General features: G+C 39.8%; 17 protein-coding genes, 2 pseudogenes and 2 riboswitches. Of the genes and pseudogenes, 15 read left to right on the top strand and 4 right to left on the bottom strand.

The features are described from left to right. Positions 1 to 24 precede the first annotated feature (24 nt). Together ablA and MKY17_RS16220 are read left to right on the top strand one after the other, a co-directional pair. On the top strand, positions 25 to 1,428 hold the full coding sequence (gene ablA, locus MKY17_RS16225; protein ID WP_098369338.1) for a lysine 2,3-aminomutase: 1,404 nt from the start codon (positions 25 to 27) through the stop codon (positions 1,426 to 1,428). Between the two features lies 1 nt (position 1,429). Further along, complete coding sequence (locus tag MKY17_RS16220; RefSeq protein WP_098369339.1) at positions 1,430 to 1,711, top strand: YokU family protein; 282 nt, start codon at positions 1,430 to 1,432, stop codon at positions 1,709 to 1,711. A gap of 257 nt (positions 1,712 to 1,968) precedes the next feature. On the opposite strand, the pseudogene MKY17_RS16215 reads toward MKY17_RS16220, so the two are convergent. Continuing rightward, positions 1,969 to 2,783 (bottom strand): annotated as a pseudogene (locus MKY17_RS16215) (amino acid permease); the annotation flags it as partial. Positions 2,784 to 2,860: 77 nt separating this feature from the next. On the opposite strand from MKY17_RS16215, the pseudogene MKY17_RS16210 reads away from it, so the two are divergent. From MKY17_RS16210 to MKY17_RS16155, 12 genes and pseudogenes are all read left to right on the top strand, one after another. Then, a pseudogene (locus MKY17_RS16210) lies at positions 2,861 to 3,110 on the top strand (amino acid permease); the annotation flags it as partial. A 139-nt stretch (positions 3,111 to 3,249) separates the two neighbouring features. Next, a complete protein-coding gene (qoxA, locus tag MKY17_RS16205; protein ID WP_098369340.1) occupies positions 3,250 to 4,188 on the top strand; it encodes a cytochrome aa3 quinol oxidase subunit II in 939 nt (312 codons plus the stop codon). A 50-nt stretch (positions 4,189 to 4,238) separates the two neighbouring features. Further along, positions 4,239 to 6,197 carry a cytochrome aa3 quinol oxidase subunit I gene (gene qoxB / locus MKY17_RS16200; protein WP_098369341.1) on the top strand — a complete coding sequence of 653 codons (1,959 nt, stop codon included), beginning with the start codon at positions 4,239 to 4,241 and terminating at the stop codon, positions 6,195 to 6,197. Continuing rightward, positions 6,188 to 6,784, top strand: coding sequence for a cytochrome aa3 quinol oxidase subunit III (gene qoxC, locus MKY17_RS16195; RefSeq protein WP_098369342.1), 597 nt, complete (start codon positions 6,188 to 6,190; stop codon positions 6,782 to 6,784). The genes qoxB and qoxC overlap by 10 nt, the downstream gene beginning before the upstream one ends. A 2-nt stretch (positions 6,785 to 6,786) precedes the next feature. Next, positions 6,787 to 7,074: a cytochrome aa3 quinol oxidase subunit IV gene (gene qoxD, locus MKY17_RS16190; protein ID WP_098369343.1), complete on the top strand. Its 288-nt coding sequence runs from the start codon at positions 6,787 to 6,789 to the stop codon at positions 7,072 to 7,074. Between the two features lie 579 nt (positions 7,075 to 7,653). Continuing rightward, the gene (locus tag MKY17_RS16185; RefSeq protein WP_098369618.1) at positions 7,654 to 7,896 is read left to right on the top strand and encodes a YozE family protein; all 243 of its coding nucleotides are present in this window, start codon (positions 7,654 to 7,656) and stop codon (positions 7,894 to 7,896) included. A gap of 14 nt (positions 7,897 to 7,910) precedes the next feature. Beyond that, positions 7,911 to 9,677: an ATP-binding protein gene (locus MKY17_RS16180; protein WP_098369344.1), complete on the top strand. Its 1,767-nt coding sequence runs from the start codon at positions 7,911 to 7,913 to the stop codon at positions 9,675 to 9,677. 154 nt (positions 9,678 to 9,831) lie between these two features. After that, a complete protein-coding gene (locus MKY17_RS16175) occupies positions 9,832 to 10,539 on the top strand; it encodes a hypothetical protein (RefSeq protein ID WP_098369345.1) in 708 nt (235 codons plus the stop codon). A gap of 179 nt (positions 10,540 to 10,718) precedes the next feature. Further along, the gene (locus MKY17_RS16170) at positions 10,719 to 10,889 is read left to right on the top strand and encodes a YozD family protein (RefSeq protein ID WP_064505166.1); all 171 of its coding nucleotides are present in this window, start codon (positions 10,719 to 10,721) and stop codon (positions 10,887 to 10,889) included. Between the two features lie 234 nt (positions 10,890 to 11,123). Beyond that, a complete protein-coding gene (gene deoD / locus MKY17_RS16165; RefSeq protein WP_098369346.1) occupies positions 11,124 to 11,828 on the top strand; it encodes a purine-nucleoside phosphorylase in 705 nt (234 codons plus the stop codon). A gap of 287 nt (positions 11,829 to 12,115) precedes the next feature. Further along, complete coding sequence (locus tag MKY17_RS16160) at positions 12,116 to 13,576, top strand: S41 family peptidase (RefSeq protein ID WP_339200160.1); 1,461 nt, start codon at positions 12,116 to 12,118, stop codon at positions 13,574 to 13,576. A gap of 117 nt (positions 13,577 to 13,693) precedes the next feature. Further along, positions 13,694 to 14,581 (top strand): LCP family protein, encoded by an 888-nt coding sequence (locus MKY17_RS16155; RefSeq protein ID WP_098369348.1) that lies wholly within the window; start codon positions 13,694 to 13,696, stop codon positions 14,579 to 14,581. Positions 14,582 to 14,741: 160 nt separating this feature from the next. Here MKY17_RS16155 and mtnA read toward each other — a convergent pair whose 3' ends face one another. The 3 genes from mtnA to MKY17_RS16140 all read right to left on the bottom strand — a co-directional run bounded on the left by mtnA (position 14,742) and on the right by MKY17_RS16140 (position 18,091). Continuing rightward, positions 14,742 to 15,788: an S-methyl-5-thioribose-1-phosphate isomerase gene (mtnA, locus tag MKY17_RS16150; RefSeq protein WP_098369349.1), complete on the bottom strand. Its 1,047-nt coding sequence runs from the start codon at positions 15,786 to 15,788 to the stop codon at positions 14,742 to 14,744. Between the two features lie 14 nt (positions 15,789 to 15,802). Continuing rightward, entirely contained in the window at positions 15,803 to 17,005 is a 1,203-nt protein-coding gene (mtnK, locus tag MKY17_RS16145) for an S-methyl-5-thioribose kinase (protein WP_098369350.1), read from the bottom strand. A gap of 78 nt (positions 17,006 to 17,083) precedes the next feature. Next, positions 17,084 to 17,237, bottom strand: a riboswitch (SAM riboswitch). 71 nt (positions 17,238 to 17,308) lie between these two features. Beyond that, positions 17,309 to 18,091, bottom strand: coding sequence for a carbon-nitrogen family hydrolase (locus MKY17_RS16140; protein WP_098369351.1), 783 nt, complete (start codon positions 18,089 to 18,091; stop codon positions 17,309 to 17,311). Between the two features lie 99 nt (positions 18,092 to 18,190). Between MKY17_RS16140 and MKY17_RS16135 the strand changes: the two genes are divergently transcribed. Next, positions 18,191 to 19,363, top strand: a complete 1,173-nt coding sequence (locus MKY17_RS16135; RefSeq protein WP_098369352.1) for a pyridoxal phosphate-dependent aminotransferase — start codon at positions 18,191 to 18,193, stop codon at positions 19,361 to 19,363. Positions 19,364 to 19,495: 132 nt separating this feature from the next. Next, a riboswitch (SAM riboswitch) is annotated at positions 19,496 to 19,648 on the top strand. The last annotated feature ends 33 nt before the right edge of the window (positions 19,649 to 19,681 follow it).

The following is a 19,681-nucleotide window of genomic DNA, read 5'->3' as shown; positions in this document are numbered from 1 at the left end:
TATCATAACTCAGGAGGTATAACCATGTTATTTGACTTATATAAGCCAGATCGCAACTGGAAAGATATAGAGCTATGGAAAGATGTAACCGAAGAACAATGGAACAACTGGCTTTGGCAGCTTACGAATACGATCCGAACTGTTGATGATTTGAAAAAAGTGATAAACCTGACTCCCGATGAAGAGGAAGGTGTGAGGATTTCCACAAAAACCATTCCATTGAATATCACCCCTTACTATGCTTCTTTAATGAATAAAGATGACCCAAGGTGTCCAATCAGAATGCAATCGGTCCCAATCTCGGAAGAAATGCATAAAACCAAATATGACATGGAAGACCCCCTTCATGAGGATGAGGACTCCCCTGTACCGGGACTGACCCATAGATATCCGGATCGCGTTCTTTTTTTGGTGACGAATCAATGCTCCATGTACTGCCGTTATTGTACGCGAAGACGCTTTTCAGGCCAAATTGGCATGGGCGTGCCAAAAAAACAATTGGACGCAGCAATCGGTTATATACGTGACACGCCGGCAGTTCGGGATGTCCTTATTTCCGGCGGGGACGGATTATTGATCAATGACACGATCCTTGAATATATCCTCAAAAACTTAAGGGAAATTCCTCATGTTGAAATAATCAGGATAGGTACGCGGGCTCCGGTTGTTTTTCCTCAAAGAATCACTGAAAATTTATGTGCCATTTTAAAAAAATATCATCCAGTTTGGCTGAATACTCATTTCAATACCTCGATAGAAATTACCGAGGAGTCAAAGAAAGCATGTGAGATGCTTACCGATGCAGGTGTACCTGTGGGCAACCAGGCAGTTATTTTAGCGGGGATAAATGACAGTGTCGCAATCATGAAAAAGCTGATGCATGATCTCGTTAAGATCCGTGTCCGCCCTTACTATATTTATCAGTGCGATCTCTCGGAAGGCATCGGTCATTTCAGGGCTCCCATTTCAAAAGGGATTGAAATCATCGAGGGGCTGCGAGGCCATACATCCGGGTATGCTGTACCGACATTTGTTGTAGATGCACCAGGGGGTGGCGGGAAAATCACACTGCAACCGAATTATATTCTTTCACAATCACCGACAAAAACAGTACTTCGTAATTTTGAAGGAGTGATTACAACATATCCCGAACCTGAGAATTACGCACCAGGACTTGCTGATGATTATTTCAAAGGGATATATCCTGATATGGAAGAAAAACGGTCAGATATAGGAATAGCTGGTTTGATGAACGACAAGCAATTCAATTTAGTGCCTGAAGGGCTGAAGCGAATGAATCGCCGTGAAAATTACGTTACCAACCCGGAGCATGCTTCTTTAAAAAATCAACGTGAAAAGCGAGATCAATTAAAAGAAAAGAAATTCCAGGCACAACAAAAGAAGAGTACTCCAAAAGGGGATGAATAGCATGGAAACTTGTCCATGGTGTGAGATAGGAAAACTTTCATCGGTAACTGGTACGGTCTATTGGGAATTACCAGATGGGACGCGAGCCGTTGAAATTACTGAAACTCCATCTTCCCATTGCGAGAATTGTAAAGCTCTTTTTCAGAGTGATGAAATTGTAAAAGAAATTGAAGATCAGCTATTTTTAATTGATTCGAAACAGTTAGGGAAACAGACGACGTATGACGAGTTATTGAAGATGAAGCGGGTGTTAAAGTGGAATTATTTTGATTTTGGGAAATAACAAAATAATTAGAAGTTGCCTCATCTACTTTTTTTGGTGAGGTTTTTCTGTGTGCCCGGCGGTGCGGTCTATAGGGTGTACAACTCGAACGGTGAAGGCATTAGTAGCGGTTGCTTTCCGTGGTGACGCGGAATTCCGAAGGAAGCAAGCGGTAAATTTAGATATATTATTTTGGAAGCCTCTTTTGGAGAGGTCTTTTGAAATTTCTTCAATGGGTATTAGGGTAGATGAAAAGCACTGTTAAAACAACTAATTTTTATTTTCAAAATACGAAGAGCAGAAATAATAATGAAAGACCAATTGAACAAAATTAAGATACTTGCGGCTGTCGTAATGTACTCGTAAATTTAATGAAGGAAGAGGGAGTTCCTTAAACTTTTTTAGCTTTTTCGAGAACAAAGCTTGAGCATCACCGCCATCTGCGATGGTCACAAGGAGTGTTGTTACCTGAAATAATGAAACGGTCATCGTTGAAAAACCAGCTAAGATAATAGTTGCATTAAATACATGTGGAAAAAAGAAAAATGATATTTATCTAGTGCCGTTACAAAAGGACTTTCCTTTTCATTAAACTCCCCATGTGCAGTCATATAAACTGCAAGTCCGAGTGAAATGATATAAATCACCACTAGTACTATTAACATTATGATTCCCGCTTTGGGAGCATTTTCTTTCTTTTTTAAGTCTCATGGCCATAAGTCCAATTACTTCTATTCCTCCATAAGCGTAAAGGCATAGATTAAGGAAGACCAAAAACCTTTCCAACCTTCGGGAAATAGTTCATTGACTGAATTAGGAAAACCAGCATGTTTTACATCCCCGTGAATCCATCCGAACACGGCAGCCGCTGCAAGAATAATAAATATAACAATAGCCGCCGTTTTGATAACGGCCAGTAAATTCTCTACTTTATCAAAACCCTCATTGCCGGTTAAAACGACAATAATCGTGAGAATGGCGTATCCAGCTGCAAAGAGCCAAAGAGGAACATTTGGAAACCAAAATCTTGATAAAATCGATGAGCCGTTAATTGGCCACCCATAATCAGGATGTTTAAACTCCAATAGTTCCAGCGAATGTTCAGAGAAACAGGTAATCTAAATACCTATTTGCTTTGAAAAGGAATTTGAATATGTGAGGAGATACTGCATGGATATTTTTATTCATAGTGGTCAAAGTAAAGGGAGTGAGTGAAGATGAAAATTTAAAATGGTGGCAATTGTCCTTAATAGGTGTTGGCTGCACGATTGGTACTGGATTTTTTCTTGGATCGGCCATTGGTATATAAATAACAGGCCCTTCAATTGTCCTTTCCTTTATTTTAGCAGCTATTGGAACCTATATTGTATACAGCCTATTAGCTAAAATGACGGCTGAAGATCCTCAAGATGGATCTTTCTGCAAAATGAATTCATACATATTCATCCCGCCTATGAATGTGATTGTGAGAAATTACCATTCTCAATAAACATTTTTTGGGATAACTTCATTTTTTGTGGATAACTTAGAAATAAAATCTTAAAAGAAAGGATACTTATATGAAAATAAAATGGGTTTTATTAGCTATTCTTTCTACCATAGTCAATGTGCTTTCTGGCTGTGAATCATTAGCGGTCTTAGATCCTAAAGGACCTCAAGCCCAAACGCAAGCCAATGTGATTTGGCTATCAATTGCGATCATGGCGGTTATTGTTATTGTTGTTTGTGCCATTTTAGTCTTTGTGTTAACGAAATACCGTGACTCTAAACTACCTAAAGATTATGAACCACCCTACATTGAAGGGAATCATGTTGTTGAATCGATTATTGTTGGGGTGCCAATTTTAATCGTCATTTTCTTCTCTGTTGTTTCTGTAATTTCCAACAATAAAGTGGAAGCCACTCCGGAAGGGTACAAAGGTCAAGATCCATTAGTTATTTACGCTTCGTCATCTGACTGGAAGTGGCATTTTAGTTATCCAGAAAACGATATCGAGACAGTAAACTACTTGTATATTCCAACAAATAGACCACTTGAATTTAAACTTTATTCATTCGGGCCTATCACGAGTTTCTGGATTCCACAGCTTGGCGGTCAAAAATATGCCATGTCTAACATGGTGACCACATTACACTTAGCAGCGGACGAGTCAGGGGAAATGATGGGACGAAATGCAAACTTTAGTGGGAAAGGGTTCGCTGAAAATACGTTCCACGTCGAAGCGATGTCTCAAGATAAGTTTGATGAATGGGTAAAGGAAGTTAAAGAAACTGCGAAACCTATTACTGAAGTAAGATTCAATGAATTATTAAAACCAGGTCATGAGGGACAGTTAACGTTTACTGGAACTCATTTAGACTTCTCACCAGCTCCAGAAGGTGAAAATGCTGGACATCATGGCTCAAGTGGATCTAACGCGAATTCAAAAGGTGAACATATGGAGCATGATCATAATTCAAGTAATAGTAAGGAAAAATCAGCACACAATCATGAATAATTTCTTAGTCTATCTCAAGTAAAATATGTTCAGAAAGGAAACACAAAAGTATGGGTTTTTTCTCTAGATTTCTTATACCTAATCCTAGTCCCGTCATTTACTCATCAATGGTGGCCATTGGTGTTACTGTTCTCTTGATCATTGTTGGTATAACCCACTTTAAAAAATGGTTTTATTTATGGAGTGGCTGGCTAACAACAGTCGATCATAAAAGAATAGGTATTATGTATTTAATATCTGCTTTGTTGATGCTGTTTCGTGGTGGGGTAGATGCTGTGATGATGCGTGCGCAACTTGCCGTACCGGATAATAAGTTATTAGATTCACAGCACTATAATGAAATTTTTTCAACACACGGGGTTGTGATGATTCTCTTTATGGCGATGCCGTACATTATGGCCTTAATGAATTTCGTAGTGCCATTACAAATTGGAGCCCGAGATGTAGCATTCCCACGTCTAAATGCCATAAGTTTCTGGTTATTTTTTATGGGTGCGATGCTATTCAACATCTCTTTCGTAATTGGTGGTTCGCCTGATGCAGGGTGGTCATCTTATTTCCCGCTTGCAGGTAATGAATTTAGTCCGCATGTTGGAACGAATTATTATATGATTGGTATTCAGATAGCCGGAATAGGTACATTAATGACGGGGATTAACTTTTTGACGACTATTCTTAAAATGAGAGCACCCGGTATGACATTAATGAAAATGCCAATGTTTACATGGTCTGCTTTAGTCACAAGCATTATTATCATTTTCGCATTCCCTGTATTAACAGTGGCGCTGATCATGGGAACAATGGATCGACTATTCGCAACCAAGTTTTTCACAATGACTGATGGCGGTATGGATATGCTTTGGGCTAACCTGTTCTGGGTTTGGGGACATCCTGAAGTATATATCTTAATCTTGCCTGCATTTGGTCTTTTTAGTGAGATTATCCCAACCTTTTCACGACGTAACCTATATGGCTATCGATCAATGGTTGCTTCAATGGTATTTATCTCTATATATTCATTCTTCGTTTGGACGCACCATTTCTTTACAATGGGGCAAGCAGCATATGTTAATAGTATTTTCTCGATTACAACGATGGTAATTGCTATTCCGACTGGAATCAAGATCTTTAACTGGTTGTTCACGATGTGGAAAGGTAGAATCCGATTTACCGTACCTATGCTTTATTCAATAGGTTTCATACCTCTCTTCACAATCGGTGGAGTTACCGGGGTTATGCTAGCGATGTCAGCGGCGGATTATCAATACCATAATACAATGTTTTTAGTAGCTCATTTCCACAATGTCATTATTCCGGGTGTAGTATTTGCTGTGCTTGGTGCCGGAACTTACTACTGGCCGAAAATGTTTGGTTTCATGTTGAATGAAAGGATTGGGAAATGGGCGTTCTGGTTTCTAACCATTGGTTTTTGCTTAGCATTCTTCCCTATGTATATCACTGGTTTAGATGGTCAAGCACGTCGTATATACACATACTCTGAATCGACTGGATTTGGACCATTGAATATGATTTCGTTTATCGGGGCAGCTTTTATGGCAATCAGCTTTGTATTAATCGTATATACGATTTACTATAGCATTCGCCATGCTCCAAGAGATGTTGTTGGTGATGATCCGTGGGATGCACGTTCCCTTGAATGGGCTACTCATAATCCAGTACCAGAATATAACTTTGCTATTATTCCACAAGTGAACTCAAGGGAAACGTTTTGGGATGCTAAATATAAAGGTCATGAATTATTCAAGGGTGACTATGAAAAAATTCATATGCCCAATAACAGCGGCGTACCGTTTATCATGTCCTGTATCTTCTTTGTCTTTGGATTTGCTTTAGTATTCAGCATATGGTTTCTTGCGATTATTGGGTTAATCGGTATATTTGTTTGCATGGCTCATCGTTCATTCGAAATAGATCATGGGCATTACATTTCTGTAGAAGAAATTAAAGAGACAGAAGCAAAATTCGGGGGTGTTAATAAATGGAAATAGATCACTCGCAACCTCTTGAATATAGTACGGAACAAAATCGTCTAAATATTTTAGGCTTCTGGATTTTCCTTGGAGCCGAAATTATGCTTTTTGCAACACTCTTTGCATCATATTTTACATTAGTTGATCGTACGGGTAACGGTCCAACTGGAGCAGAAATTTTTGAAATCACTCCAGTACTTGCTGAAACGTTCTTGCTCTTAACAAGCAGTTTTGTCATCGGGCTTGGAATTCATGCCATGCGACTTGGCAACAAAAAAGCCATGTTGACATTCTTCGTAATCACTCTCCTTCTTGGATTAGGATTCTTAGGATTTGAAATTACTGAGTTCATTACCTATTATCGCGAAGGAGCTACACTGCAAACTAGTGCATTTACATCGATGCTCTTTACAACATTAGGGACACATGGAGCACATGTTACATTAGGACTTTTCTGGGGGTTATTCATTATCCTTCAAGTGAAAAAACGTGGGTTGACACCTGAAACAGCCAATAAATCCTTCATTTTCTCTCTTTACTGGCATTTCTTAGATATCGTTTGGATCTTCATCTTCACCTTTATCTACATGAAAGGAATGACATGAACATGAAGGAATTATTCCCGGCTAAACAAGTATGGGGTTTTGTATTTTCATTGATTTTGACGTTTGTAGCTCTTTTGGTTTACTTCTTCAGTATGTCGAAAGCAACAGGCATGACGATTTTTATATTGACAGCATTCATACAAGCAGCTGTTCAACTAGTTGTGTTTATGCATGCTCGTGAAACTGATGATAGCAAATCAATTTTTATGACTCTATATTGCGCTATATTCTTAGCTCTAATTACTGTCTTCGGTACAATACTATGTATGGTCTGGGGTTGGAGTTATTGATTCGAAACAGCTTGAAAACAAACGAAGTACAGTGAGTTAATAAACATGAAAAGACTGTTGAAACGTAATTACTTTGACTTTTAGTGGCAGGGTGTATTACTTTTCCATAAATGAATAAATCCCCTCATTTTAGACTGAACAGTGTAAACCACTATTTCTATCTTAGATGAAGGGGATTTTCCCTTTTGCAAAATGAAAGCCTGCTGGTAAATTGGATAATGAGGTTTTGAAGAAATTCCCCCATCCTTCAAGCGGCATGACAGAACATGCTTAGCGTATTTATTATGGGACCTGAGTATTTGGTTAAACAAGATTGAAGCACTTCGTTTCCTTTATCGAATCATGAAGAACTAAGTCGTTAAAAGTAAAATATTCTTTAAAAAGATGTAATAAATATGGAATGAGTACGATATTTTAGTGTAATTCCGTAATATAACGAATGCATTTTGTGTTGAAAAATCGTGGATTTCTTAAAATGAGGAAGAAAAAACCAAATTGATTTTAAAAAAAGTGGACGGAAGCGAAAGTTTCCGATATATTAGAGCAGAAATCATAGTTATTTTAGGGGGGCTCGACATCATGAGACCATTTTATTTATATTTAATGAAATTTCGACAACCGAAGGAAATTGATGCAATCACTAAATTTGCCAATCATGCCTATGAGGACCATGGCTTCCCAAAACAATCGACTGATTATAATGAACTGAGCAGTTATTTAGAATTGAATGCAGACTATCTCGAAAGTATGTCAGTATTCGATCAAGCGTGGGAACAGTATGTCCAAATAGAAGAAGGGCTCATATTGGGAGATCAGGAATAGGGAGGATCGGAAGGATGCTTAAAAGCCTTCAAACCCGAATTTTGCTTTACTCTTTACTTATTGCAAGTGTTCCTCTTCTGATATTGGGAATCATATCCTATGGATCACAACGATCCCTTCTGGAGAAGGAAGCAAAAAATGCCCTGAATGCAGGTTCACTGAATATTGTAAATGAAACATACAACTATTTGAACGAACGAATCAGTGATGTGAAGTTTATGAGTGCAAATTCGTTAATCATCAATCCTGGCTATTCAAAAGAAGAGAAATCAGATGAACTAAAAAAGTTTATCGATGCAAAAGGTAATTATTACGGTGTCTTGCATTTGGATGTGGAAGGAAATGTAATTGCAGATACATCAAATAAAATGATCGGGGACAACCTCTCGAAGAGAATATGGTTCAAAGAGGCCATAGAAGGTCATGAATTCCTTTCTGACGTTTATAAAACCCGGACTTTTTCAAAACCCATAATGGTTCTAAGTGCGCCGGTATATGATGATGCAGGGAAAATGATCGGTGTCGTATCCCCAGCTTTCCGGTTGGAAGGGCTTTGGGAGATGATGGAGAAGAAGGCTAATGAAATTAGCGATAAATACCCAGTGAACTTTTTCATGATCAATCAAGAAGGCATCATGATTTCGAAAAAGGACCCGCATGGCGTCATGCAGGATTCTGCCTTGAAAGAAATGGGATTAACTAAAGGTAAGCTGATGGAAGCTTCATTATCGGATGATTTGTACAGTGCAGAGAATGGGGAAAAAATATATTCCATCCAGCCTGTCCATACGATTGCAGAAACGGAGAATAAATGGTTTGTTGTTGTGGGGGCTGATAAGAAACAGGTGTTTCAACCTTTGAATGACCTATTAACACGGTACCTGACAATCTACAGCATCGTTTTTGTTTCTATCATTCTGGCTGTCTATTTACTAACAAAGACCCTCGTACGGCCAGTTCAAGAACTTGTCGAAGCGACAGAGGATTTCATAGGGGGAAAGGAATTCATCATATCCGACAAAAGAAGCTTCGAGGAAATGGAAAAATTGAACCTTGCCTTTCTAAGAATGATGGAAACGATAGAAGAACGTGAGAAGGAAATCGTCCGTACGGAAAAATTGAAATATGTTGGCCAGCTTGCTGCCGGTGTCGCCCATGAAATCAGGAACCCGTTGACGACAATAAAGGGCTTTTTCCAATTAATGAAGAGCCAGGATCATGATAAAACATTAATAGAAAAATATAGTGATGTCATGCTTCATGAAGTAGATCGGGTCAATGCATTCGTGACACAACTTCTTGATTTGGCAAAACCGCATCAACTGGAATGGGAGAAATTCGATTTAAAGGATTTCCTTGAAGAAATTATAGATACCTATACCCCTTCAAATCCGAGTTATCATGTAAGAATAATTAATGAGGTGACACACTCCGTCTTTGTTTATTCAGACAGAAATCGGTTAAGGCAGGTTCTCTTGAATGTCTTGAATAATTCTTGTGAAGCCATTGAAGCAATGGGGCAGATTGAACTGCAACATACTTCCATGTCCCAATATGTAAAATTAGTGATCAGTGATGATGGAAAAGGCATCAGTCCCGAGGATTTAAAAAATATCGGTATGCCCTTTTATACCACCAAACCGGATGGTAACGGATTAGGTGTGGCGACGTGCATTCAGATAATGGAGGAATTAAAAGGTAAATTCCAAATGGAGAGCGTCCGCGACGAAGGAACGAAAGTGACTCTCATCATTCCCACTACGAACCGTCTCATTAAATGAGGCGGTTTTTGTTTGGTTGCAGTGCCCTTTAATAAATGGGCCGGTTACTTAGTTAAATGAGCAAAATGCCCTCTCATTTCCATTAACCTCCATGTTTGTTTGTGCATATAATTTACTAATCAAACGATAAGGACCATATTGGGGGATGTCTCTTATGGGCAAAAAAAAACAGCCGAAATTTAAATTAGGCGATACAGTCGTAATAACAATGTATGGGACAGTCGGGAATATAACCGATGTAAAATTTCTCGATGGTGCTTATGTGTATGAAGTGAACTATAGTGAAGGTCTTTATATCGAAAAAACATTGCAATCGATAAATGAATATGAAGGAGAAATCCTTTATCCAAAAGAACAAATCGATATTGAATATAAATATTTATTAGGTGACTTGGTCCAAGTGGATGGATATGAACAGGATTATTTCAAGATTATTGGCTATCGAACGGAAATTTGGCGCTATAAGGAAAATGCCTGGGAGGATGTAATCTATGAGTTATCAAGAATCTCGGATGGTGAATGGCTTGAAGCGCATGAAGAAGAACTGACTTTGATAGCCGATGCTAAACGTGCAGATGGAATTATAAAAAAGTTGGGTCTGCTGCTTCCTAAAAAGAAAAATGAGCTTGCTATCATTTCTAAACAAAACAACCCTGGTAAAGGTGAGCGAGATATGACAATGACAAAAAATGAAAAAAAGGAAATGATTGATGGACTGTTGGATTTATATAATGATTATTGTAAGCTCTACGAACATTTTGGAGATGATGAATACCGCCATATCATGAAGATTGCCCTTGCGAAAATTGAAAAAGCGGCAGAGGAAATTTATCCAGATCATAAAAAGAAGCAAACGAAGTGAAAGGTATCCCAAACTTTTTAAAGGGCAATTTCCAAATTCCCTATAGAAGCTTCCATTCAAATTGAACAGAAATGGATCATGATGACTATAGGCCCTTCATATGATTTTCCATTATGGGATGCCTTACTGGTATATTTGTCTCTACACATTCATAGACCTTTAAATAAGGGGGCGATGATTTGCGAGAAATTGAGGTTTTTATTGATACAGAAGAGATAGCGGAATTCTTTTTTCAAGAATTGATAAGACGGGGCTATCTTCCAACAGAAGCTGAAGTTGAAGATCTTGCTGACATCACATTCGAATATCTTCTTGAAAAATGCATAATTGATGAAGAAGTCGATGAGTAACCTGTCATAAGACGGTTAGCAGCTTCCTTTCCCTTAATTTTATTAACGATTTAAAAAAAGACGGCGGACCACCGCCGTTTTGTTTGCGGTTTAGAGTAAGGGTGCCAAAAGTCTTTTCGTGATTTCCAGTTTTTCAAGTTCTAGGATAAGGTTCAATTTTCCTAACTTGTGGTTGATATGGTATAGTAGTTTTTGAATATCATTTCAACCACAAGTTAAGGAGGACATAGTCGTATGAGCGTACATATTGGTGCAAAAGAAAATGAAATTGCGGAAACGGTCTTACTACCAGGGGACCCGTTGCGTGCAAAATATATTGCTGAAACATTTTTAGAGGATGCTAAACTTTATAATGAAGTTCGTAACATGTTTGGATATACAGGGACATATAAAGGGAAACGAATTTCTGTACAAGGTACAGGCATGGGGGTTCCATCCATTTCCATTTACGTGAATGAATTGATGAATAGCTATAATGTCCAGAAGCTGATTCGTGTGGGAACTGCAGGAGCGATTCAAAAAGATGTAAAAGTCAGGGATGTGATCCTTGCCATGAGTGCTTCCACCGATTCCCAAATGAACCGCATGACTTTCGGTGGGGTGGACTTTGCCCCAACCGCTGATTTCGAATTACTAAGAAAAGCGTATGACGCCGGCACGGCTAAAGGCTTGCAATTGAAGGTCGGTAATGTATTTACGGCCGATCAGTTTTATAACGATAATAGTGAATTGGAAAAATGGGCAAAATACCAAATACTTGCAATAGAAATGGAATCAGCTGCCCTATACACGCTTGCCGCTAAATTTGGCCGCCAAGCTTTATCTGTATTAACCATTTCCGATCACATTTTAACCGGTGAAGAAACGTCGTCGGATGAGCGCCAGTCAACTTTTAACGAAATGGTTGAGGTGGCATTGGAAGCAGCTATCAAGGATTGATAATCGGATGTAAATGTCAGGCGGGTTACCAGGAATAAGTGATGCTGTAGAATGACAGTCGGGATACAGGCTCAGTTATTCCTTGGTATCCTTATTGTTGTAATGTCAGGAGATGGCTGTTGCCCTTGGAGCTTTCTCTATATTAACGTTTGCGAAGCGGTAAAAAAATACATATGGTCATAAGTTGTTATTTTTGATAACTATTATTTTTCGATTGGCATGAAAGCTGATAAAATAGGAATGAAATCGTTTATATCGTCATGAAGAATGAAAGTGGTGAGGCTTCAGTGGAAGAAGAAAATCAAAAACAGCCAAAAGAGGCAGGGAAATTCATTAAAATAAAGAAGTTTACGTTCATTATGGGGATTTTCTTAGTCATATTTCTAACTGCAGGGATTACTACAATAGCCTTGACCTTTGGAGATGAAAAAGTAGAGTCATTAGCACCGGATAAACATTCGGAATTTGAAAAGCTGTATTCTACATACGATACGATAAAAGATAACTATTATGAAGAGGTTGATGAAGAAAAGCTGGTTGACGGGGCAATTAATGGAATGATCAAATCATTGGATGATCCCTACTCTGCTTATATGGATAAAAAGGAAGCATCGAGTTTCCGTGAGAGCATCTCTTCATCCTTTGAAGGAATCGGTGCCGAAATTCAGGAGCAGGATGGAAAAATCATGGTCGTCTCACCGATAAAAGGGTCCCCAGCAGAAAAATCAGGGGTAAAACCGAATGATATCATTTTAAGTGTGGACGGTAAAAGCGTTGAAGGACTAAGCTCTTCTGAAGCTGTCCTGAAAATAAGGGGCGAAAAGGGAACGAAAGTGGATTTATCCATCTCAAGAGCTGGTGAGTCGGAACCGATTGAGCTCACAATTAAACGGGATACAATTCCAATTGAAACGGTTTATGCGGAAATGCTTGATGATGGAGTTGCAAAAATTCAAGTGACCAGTTTTTCCGAACATACAGTCCAAGAGCTGAAAACGGCGCTTGAAGAAATGTCGAAGAAGGATATGAAGGGTCTCGTATTGGATTTGCGCGGAAACCCAGGGGGACTTCTTGACCAAGCAATAGAAATGGCAAGCCTGTTCATACCTAATGGGAAAGTGGTCCTTCAAGTAGAGGATCGCAGCGGGAAAAAAGAAGTCTATAAATCGGAGAATGATGGAGAACTGAAAATCCCGGTAGTCGTATTGATTGATGACGGAAGTGCCAGTGCTTCTGAAATCGTTGCAGCGGCTGTCAGTGAGTCTGCGGACATTCCATTGATCGGTGTCAAGTCATTTGGGAAAGGGACAGTTCAGACTGCCACCAAACCCTTTAAAGATGGATCTAACTTCAAATATACGGCAGCTAAATGGTTGACTCCTGAAGGCAATTGGATTCATAAAAAAGGGATCAAGCCGGATATTAATGTAAAGCTTCCTGATTATGCCAGCCTTCCGTACATTTCACCTGATAAGGAATTGAAAGCATCCGATTCTTCGAGTGAAGTGAAAGCAGCTGAAGAGATGCTGAAGGAAGCAGGACATGATCCAGGAAAGATAGATGGATTCTTTGATGAAGCAACCACGAATGCGGTCATAGCATTCCAGAAGGAACAAAAAATTAAAGAAACTGGGACTATTAAAGATGATACTACCGTGAAATTGATGCAGGTCATCCGCGAGAAGATCCTTAAAAACGACACACAAGTGAAAAAGGCAGTAGAAGTATTAAAGAAAGAAATCAAATAAATGATTATGCCCGAAAAGCCTGTCAGCGATTATCGTTGGCAGGCTTTTTTGTCGTTAAATGCATAAAATTCCAATATTAGACAGAAAATAGGGGTAATTTTCCGATGAGGTGAGGTAATGAAAGTAAAGGGATTTTTCATATATCTATTGATCTTGATTCTGGCAGGCTGCACCTATGCCCCTTTACCCAAACAAAATGGAAATGCAGGTACGGAAAAAAAACTAACCAAAGAAGAGGACCAGGAAAGCGTGAAAACATTTCTGTTAATTGGTGTTGATACAAGGGGAGAGCAAAAATCTCGATCAGATGCGATTATCCTGGCAAAATACTTTCCTGAGCAGGAGAAACTGAAGCTGGCTTCCATCATGCGTGATAGTTATGTGAAAATGCCCGGGAATAAATCAGGATATAACAAAATAAATGCAGCTTATTATTATGGTGGAAGGGAACTGCTCAAGAAAACCATACAGGAGAACTTCGATATCAAGGTCGATCATGTAGCGGTAATCGACTTCCAGGGATTTGTGAAGATGGTCGATTTACTTGCCCCTGAGGGGGTAGCGGTGAATGTGGATCAGGAAATCATTGATGATATGAGCATTCAAGCAAGTGTTGGTAAAAATGTTTTACATGGTGAGGAAATATTGAAATATGTCCGTTTTAGGCATGACGATGAAAGTGATTTTGGAAGGGTAGAGCGTCAACAAGAAGTAATGGTCCAAATAAAAACAGCGTTCATAAATCAAATCTCATCCTTCGAAGGGATGGCAGCCCTTCCTAGTATCATCGAACAAGGACTCTCGTACCTGGATACAGATATTGGACTGAAAACAATAATGGAAATGGGTCCAAAAGCCGTCTTCCATACACCGGACACCGTCGAAACCTTAAGGGTTCCAGTGGAAGGAAGCTTTAAAGATGAAATATATCCCCAGTCCGGAGCCGTTTTGGAAATGGACTACACTAAAAATAAAAAGGCACTTCAGGAGTTCTTTTCAAAATAATAAGATCTATTATTGAAAACAACCTTATATTAAGTGAATATGTTCGAATTCACTTGAATTATTGTATTATAGACCTCGTAAGAATAATCATGATCATCTTTAAAAAACGAGAGGGATACGAAATCCTTCTCGTTTTTTTATCATCAATAAGGAACCTGCATCAATTAACAAAATGTGGAATGTTTTTAATGAAATCCGGTATTATGATGCCGTTTTCGGTAATGATGCTCGTAATAAGATGATTTGGTGTAACGTCAAAGGCTGGGTTGAAAGTCTTCACGTTTTCCGGAGCGATCCTTACACCTTGAATGAAGGTGATTTCCGCTTCATTCCGTTCTTCGATCGGGATGGATGTGCCGGATTCGATAGAAAGGTCGAATGTGCTTGATGGTGCGGCCACATAAAAGGGGATGCCAAAGTGCTTGGCTAATATGGCCAATCCCAATGTCCCGATTTTATTGGCTGTATCTCCATTGGCCGCAATCCTGTCGGCCCCGACGATAATTCCATTTATTTGTTTCTGGTGAATCGTATGTGCAGCCATATTATCTGAAATTAAGGTGACATCAACCCCCGCTTGCATCAATTCCCAAGCCGTCAAACGCGCACCTTGCAGGACAGGCCTCGTTTCACATGCGAACACTTTTAGCGGAAAGTCCCTTTCTTTAGCCAGGTGGAAGGGAGCTAGGGCTGTGCCATACCGAGCTGTGGCAATTCCCCCAGCGTTGCAATGAGTGAGAATGGAATCTCCTCTAGTGAATAAGGATAAACCATGTTCCCCGATTTTCCTGCACATTTCTTCATCTTCAGCAAAGATGGCTTTAGCCTCCGATACAAGTGCTTCCTTTGCAGCTGAAATGCTTTGCGCAGCATGCAAGGTGTTCTCCATCCTCCTTAACGCCCAAAAAAGGTTGACTGCAGTTGGCCGTGAAGAGGCGAGTTTTTCAATATGCCTCGTTACATTTCTCTTGAAATCCCCTAATTCAGCGGTTGTTTCCTGTTTGGCACCAAGAGCAACACCAAATGCTGCCGTCAGTCCAATTGCTGGGGCACCGCGAACTTTTAATGTCAAAATGCTGTCAAATACATCATCAACAGAATGAAGTTCAATAAATTCAGTTATGGAAGGAAGGGCTTGTTGATTTAATAATGTAATATGGGTATCATCCCATTGTACCGAATATGGTAAGGGTGCTAGTGTAGTCATGTGCAGGTCTCCTTTTAAATGGTTGAATAAGATGGCAGTGTACGTTGCTTCAATGCTTCAATGACTGCTGGAACATCCAATTCTTCCCGGTTTTTAATTAAAAATGCACCAATTTCCAATGTTGCCGTTTTGGCAGCAATCCTTGTTTCTTTATTTTCAATGACGTTTATATCGGCAACATGGGAAAGGCCTATGGTTCGCCGAATCAGTTCACAGCCGGCAAAACCGAAAGCATCTTTTTTGAATTTTGTCAGTAAGTAAGGCAGATAACCTTTCACATGGCGGAATGGGCTTTTATTTTGACCTTCCCATAATTCGGTATAAGTTTCTTCAAAGGCATTCCAAAATTCATGAAGGTGTGTGAAAATCTCTTCCTTTCCAGCGCCATTGCGTGTGACTGCCTGGAAGAGAAGGTTCGCGGTGTATTGACCAAGGTCAAAACCAACGGGCCCATAAAAAGCGAATTCCGGATCAATAACCTTTGTTTCAGTTTCACTTGCAAATATACTTCCAGTATGTAAATCTCCATGAAGTAATGCCTCCTGCTCGGTTTCAAAGCCTTGTTTCAGCTTAGCGACCTCAAGTATTACTTCTTGATCATTCCAGATATTTTTGGCGGCATCAGTCAATTCCACCTCGAAGTCTCCGGGGAGTTCCTCAAAAAATGGATCCGTGAAAATAAAGACCTCAGTGATTTTGCAGAGTTCCGGATTCGTGAAATGTCGGGCCACTTCCTTTTTCGCAGATGGTTCTAAATGATAATCGGATGTATAAAATGCCGTCTTCGCAACATACTCACCAATATGCTGTGAAAGCAATGGATATGAATCGCCATCGATCAATCCTGTCCTAACGATTTTCAAGTGAGATAAATCCTCCATGACCGTGATGGCAAGCTGTTCATCCGAATAATAGACTTGCGGTACGAATTCGGGGCAATAACTTCTGAAATGAATCAGCGCATTCGCTTCAATGGCAGCCCTTTTCAATGTCAGCGGCCAGCTTTCACCAAGTACCTTGGCATAAGGGACCGCTTGTTTGATGATTATTCCTTTATTTGTGTGCGTGTCTGTAATATGAAAAACATAATTTAAGTTACCATCGCCGATTTCTTTACATTTTAAACTTGCATCCGCATTGACCAACCCAAGTTTTTTTGCAAGGGTTATAGCTGTTTCGTTTGTCAATCTCTTAAAATTTGAATGGTTTTGCGTCATTCTTTTCCCCTCCAGATTCAAAATAAGAATAAAAAAGCCTCTTTCATATAGAAAGAGGCAGAAGTTTTGGCTTCGGACCTCTTATCTTCCAGAATATGAATTCTGGTGGAATTAGCACCGTGCTCTGTGGATTTTATAATCCGGCGGTGAATCCGCCCCATTTCACAATGGTATTACAGTCGGTTGCTGGGCTTCATAGGGCCTTTATCCCTCAGCCTGCTCTTGATAAGAGTAAATGTTTTCTGAAATTTTAATCTTCGGGAAAATAATAACAACTTTTTAAATAGTTTGTCAATGGGTAAATTAATAAAAATCAGGGCGGCGATCTTCGAATACAGGTATTTTGTTACGGGCTTCCGTAACTTTTTTGAAGTCCAGGGTGCCTGTCAAGAGTTCGTTTTCTTCTCCGGCTTCACTTATGATATTCCCCCATGGATCAATAATCAAGGAATGACCCGCAAATATATTATTGACATCCGAACCTGAACGATTAACGGCTACAACATAGGCTTGGTTCTCGATGGCACGGCTAATCAACAAGGCTCTCCAATGATCGAGTCTCGGCTTTGGCCATTCAGCCGTTACGAATAGAACTTCGGCGCCTTGAACGGTATGGGCTCGCTGCCATTCAGGAAAACGGATGTCATAACAAACGAATCCAGCACATATTTTTTCATCAAGAGTAAATAAACCATCTTTTTCTCCTGGCTGCAGGAAATGATGTTCATCCATTAACTGAAATAAGTGAAGCTTATCATATTCTTTAATGAGATTTCCATGTTTATCGATGATGATCATGGTGTTATAGATTCCCTTGCTTGTTTTTTTCGCAATGGAACCGCCTATGATGTGAATCTGGTGTTTCTGTGCCTGTGTTTTAAAAAATTCAATCGTTTTTTCTGCCTCATGATCAGCAATCTCATTTAACCTGGTCAAGTCGTATCCTGTTGTCCAAAGTTCCGGTAAAATGACGATATCGGGTTCTGAGCGTGCCGCTTTTTCCATCCATTGTTCTGCAACCTGAAAATTGATATCCGGTTGCCCGAAGGCTATATCCATTTGAATACAAGCTATTTTCCACTTCATCGTTTAAAACCCCCACATGTAAAAAATACTTTACAAGACTATGATAAACATATATCATTTGTGACTAGAATTTCAAGAAATTTCAGAGAAGGTGTATAAATGGTGCAATTCGAAAAATCCGGCCAGCTTCAGGACCTGCCCAAGCAGTTTTTTGCTTCACTAGTCGCAAAAGTCAATGCGATCACGGAGCAAGGACATGATGTCATTAATTTAGGCCAGGGAAACCCTGATCAGCCGACGCCAGAACATATCGTGAAAAGTTTGCAGTCTGCCGCTGAAAAAACGATAAATCATAAATATTCGCCATTCCGGGGGCATCAATATTTAAAAGATGCTGCCGCCGTCTTTTATGAACGAGAATACGGTGTCAAGCTAGATCCGAATAGTGAAGTGGCGATTCTCTTCGGGGGGAAGGCAGGTCTTGTAGAACTGCCGCAGTGTTTATTGAATCCAGGTGATACGATCCTTGTTCCAGATCCAGGCTATCCGGATTATCTTTCCGGAGTTGTTTTAGCCCAGGCAAAGACCGAACTCATGCCCTTGACAGAAGAAAATGATTTTCTTCCGAAATACGATGACATACATAAAGAAGTACTTGATAAAGCCAAAATGATGTTCTTGAACTATCCGAATAATCCCACAGGTGCTTCTGCAACTGAAAGTTTCTTTGATGAAACCGTCACCTTCGCAAAAGAGCATTCCATTTGTGTGGTCCACGATTTCGCTTATGGTGCGATCGGATTCGACGGAAAAAAACCGATAAGCTTTCTCCAGGCAAAGGGAGCGAAGGATGTAGGAATAGAAATATACACACTATCGAAAACATACAATATGGCAGGGTGGAGAGTCGGCTTCGCAGTGGGGAATAAGAGTGTAATAGAAGCTCTTGAACTATTACAAGACCATCTTTATGTGAGTCTTTTCCCGGCGATACAAGAAGCTGCGGCAAGCGCTTTGCTTGACTCGCAGAGCTGTGTAGAGCAGTTAGTGCAGATGTACGAAGGACGAAGAAATGTTTTCATTGAGGGATTGAGGGCAATCGGCTGGGATGTCAAAGCGCCTGCGGCATCGTTTTTTGCCTGGCTCAAGGTACCTAAAGGTTTTACGTCAGAGAGTTTTGCAGACTATTTATTAACGCATGCCCACGTAGCTGTTGCCGCAGGGAATGGATTCGGTGAATTTGGCGAAGGTTACGTCAGGGTAGGGCTATTGACTTCCGAAGAACGGCTTGAAGAGGCTGTGGAACGAATACGTACATTAAACTTATTTTAACGATGGAATGAGGTATCCGATTTATTCACCGTTAAATAGTTAAAACTTATTGACAAAGTAGGGATTACCTGTCAGAATACAAAATAAATTCTTAATCTTTCGATACTTGAATGCAATTTATATATCAGCGTTTTCTTATTTTGAGCAGGTGGAGGGACTAGCCCTATGAAGCCCAGCAACCGACCGTAATTCCATTGTAAAATGGGGCGGAATTCTTCGCCGGATTTTCTTTAAATCCACAAGGCACGGTGCTAATTCTTGCAGCCAATGGCTGGGAGATAAGAAGATGGCTTTTTAAAGCCTCTTCTTTATGAAGGG

Origin of the sequence: Peribacillus sp. FSL P2-0133 (genome assembly GCF_037975445.1) — a bacterium.
In the GTDB taxonomy this organism is placed as follows: domain Bacteria; phylum Bacillota; class Bacilli; order Bacillales; family DSM-1321; genus Peribacillus; species Peribacillus simplex_E.
This window is presented reverse-complemented; position numbering and strand designations above follow the sequence as displayed.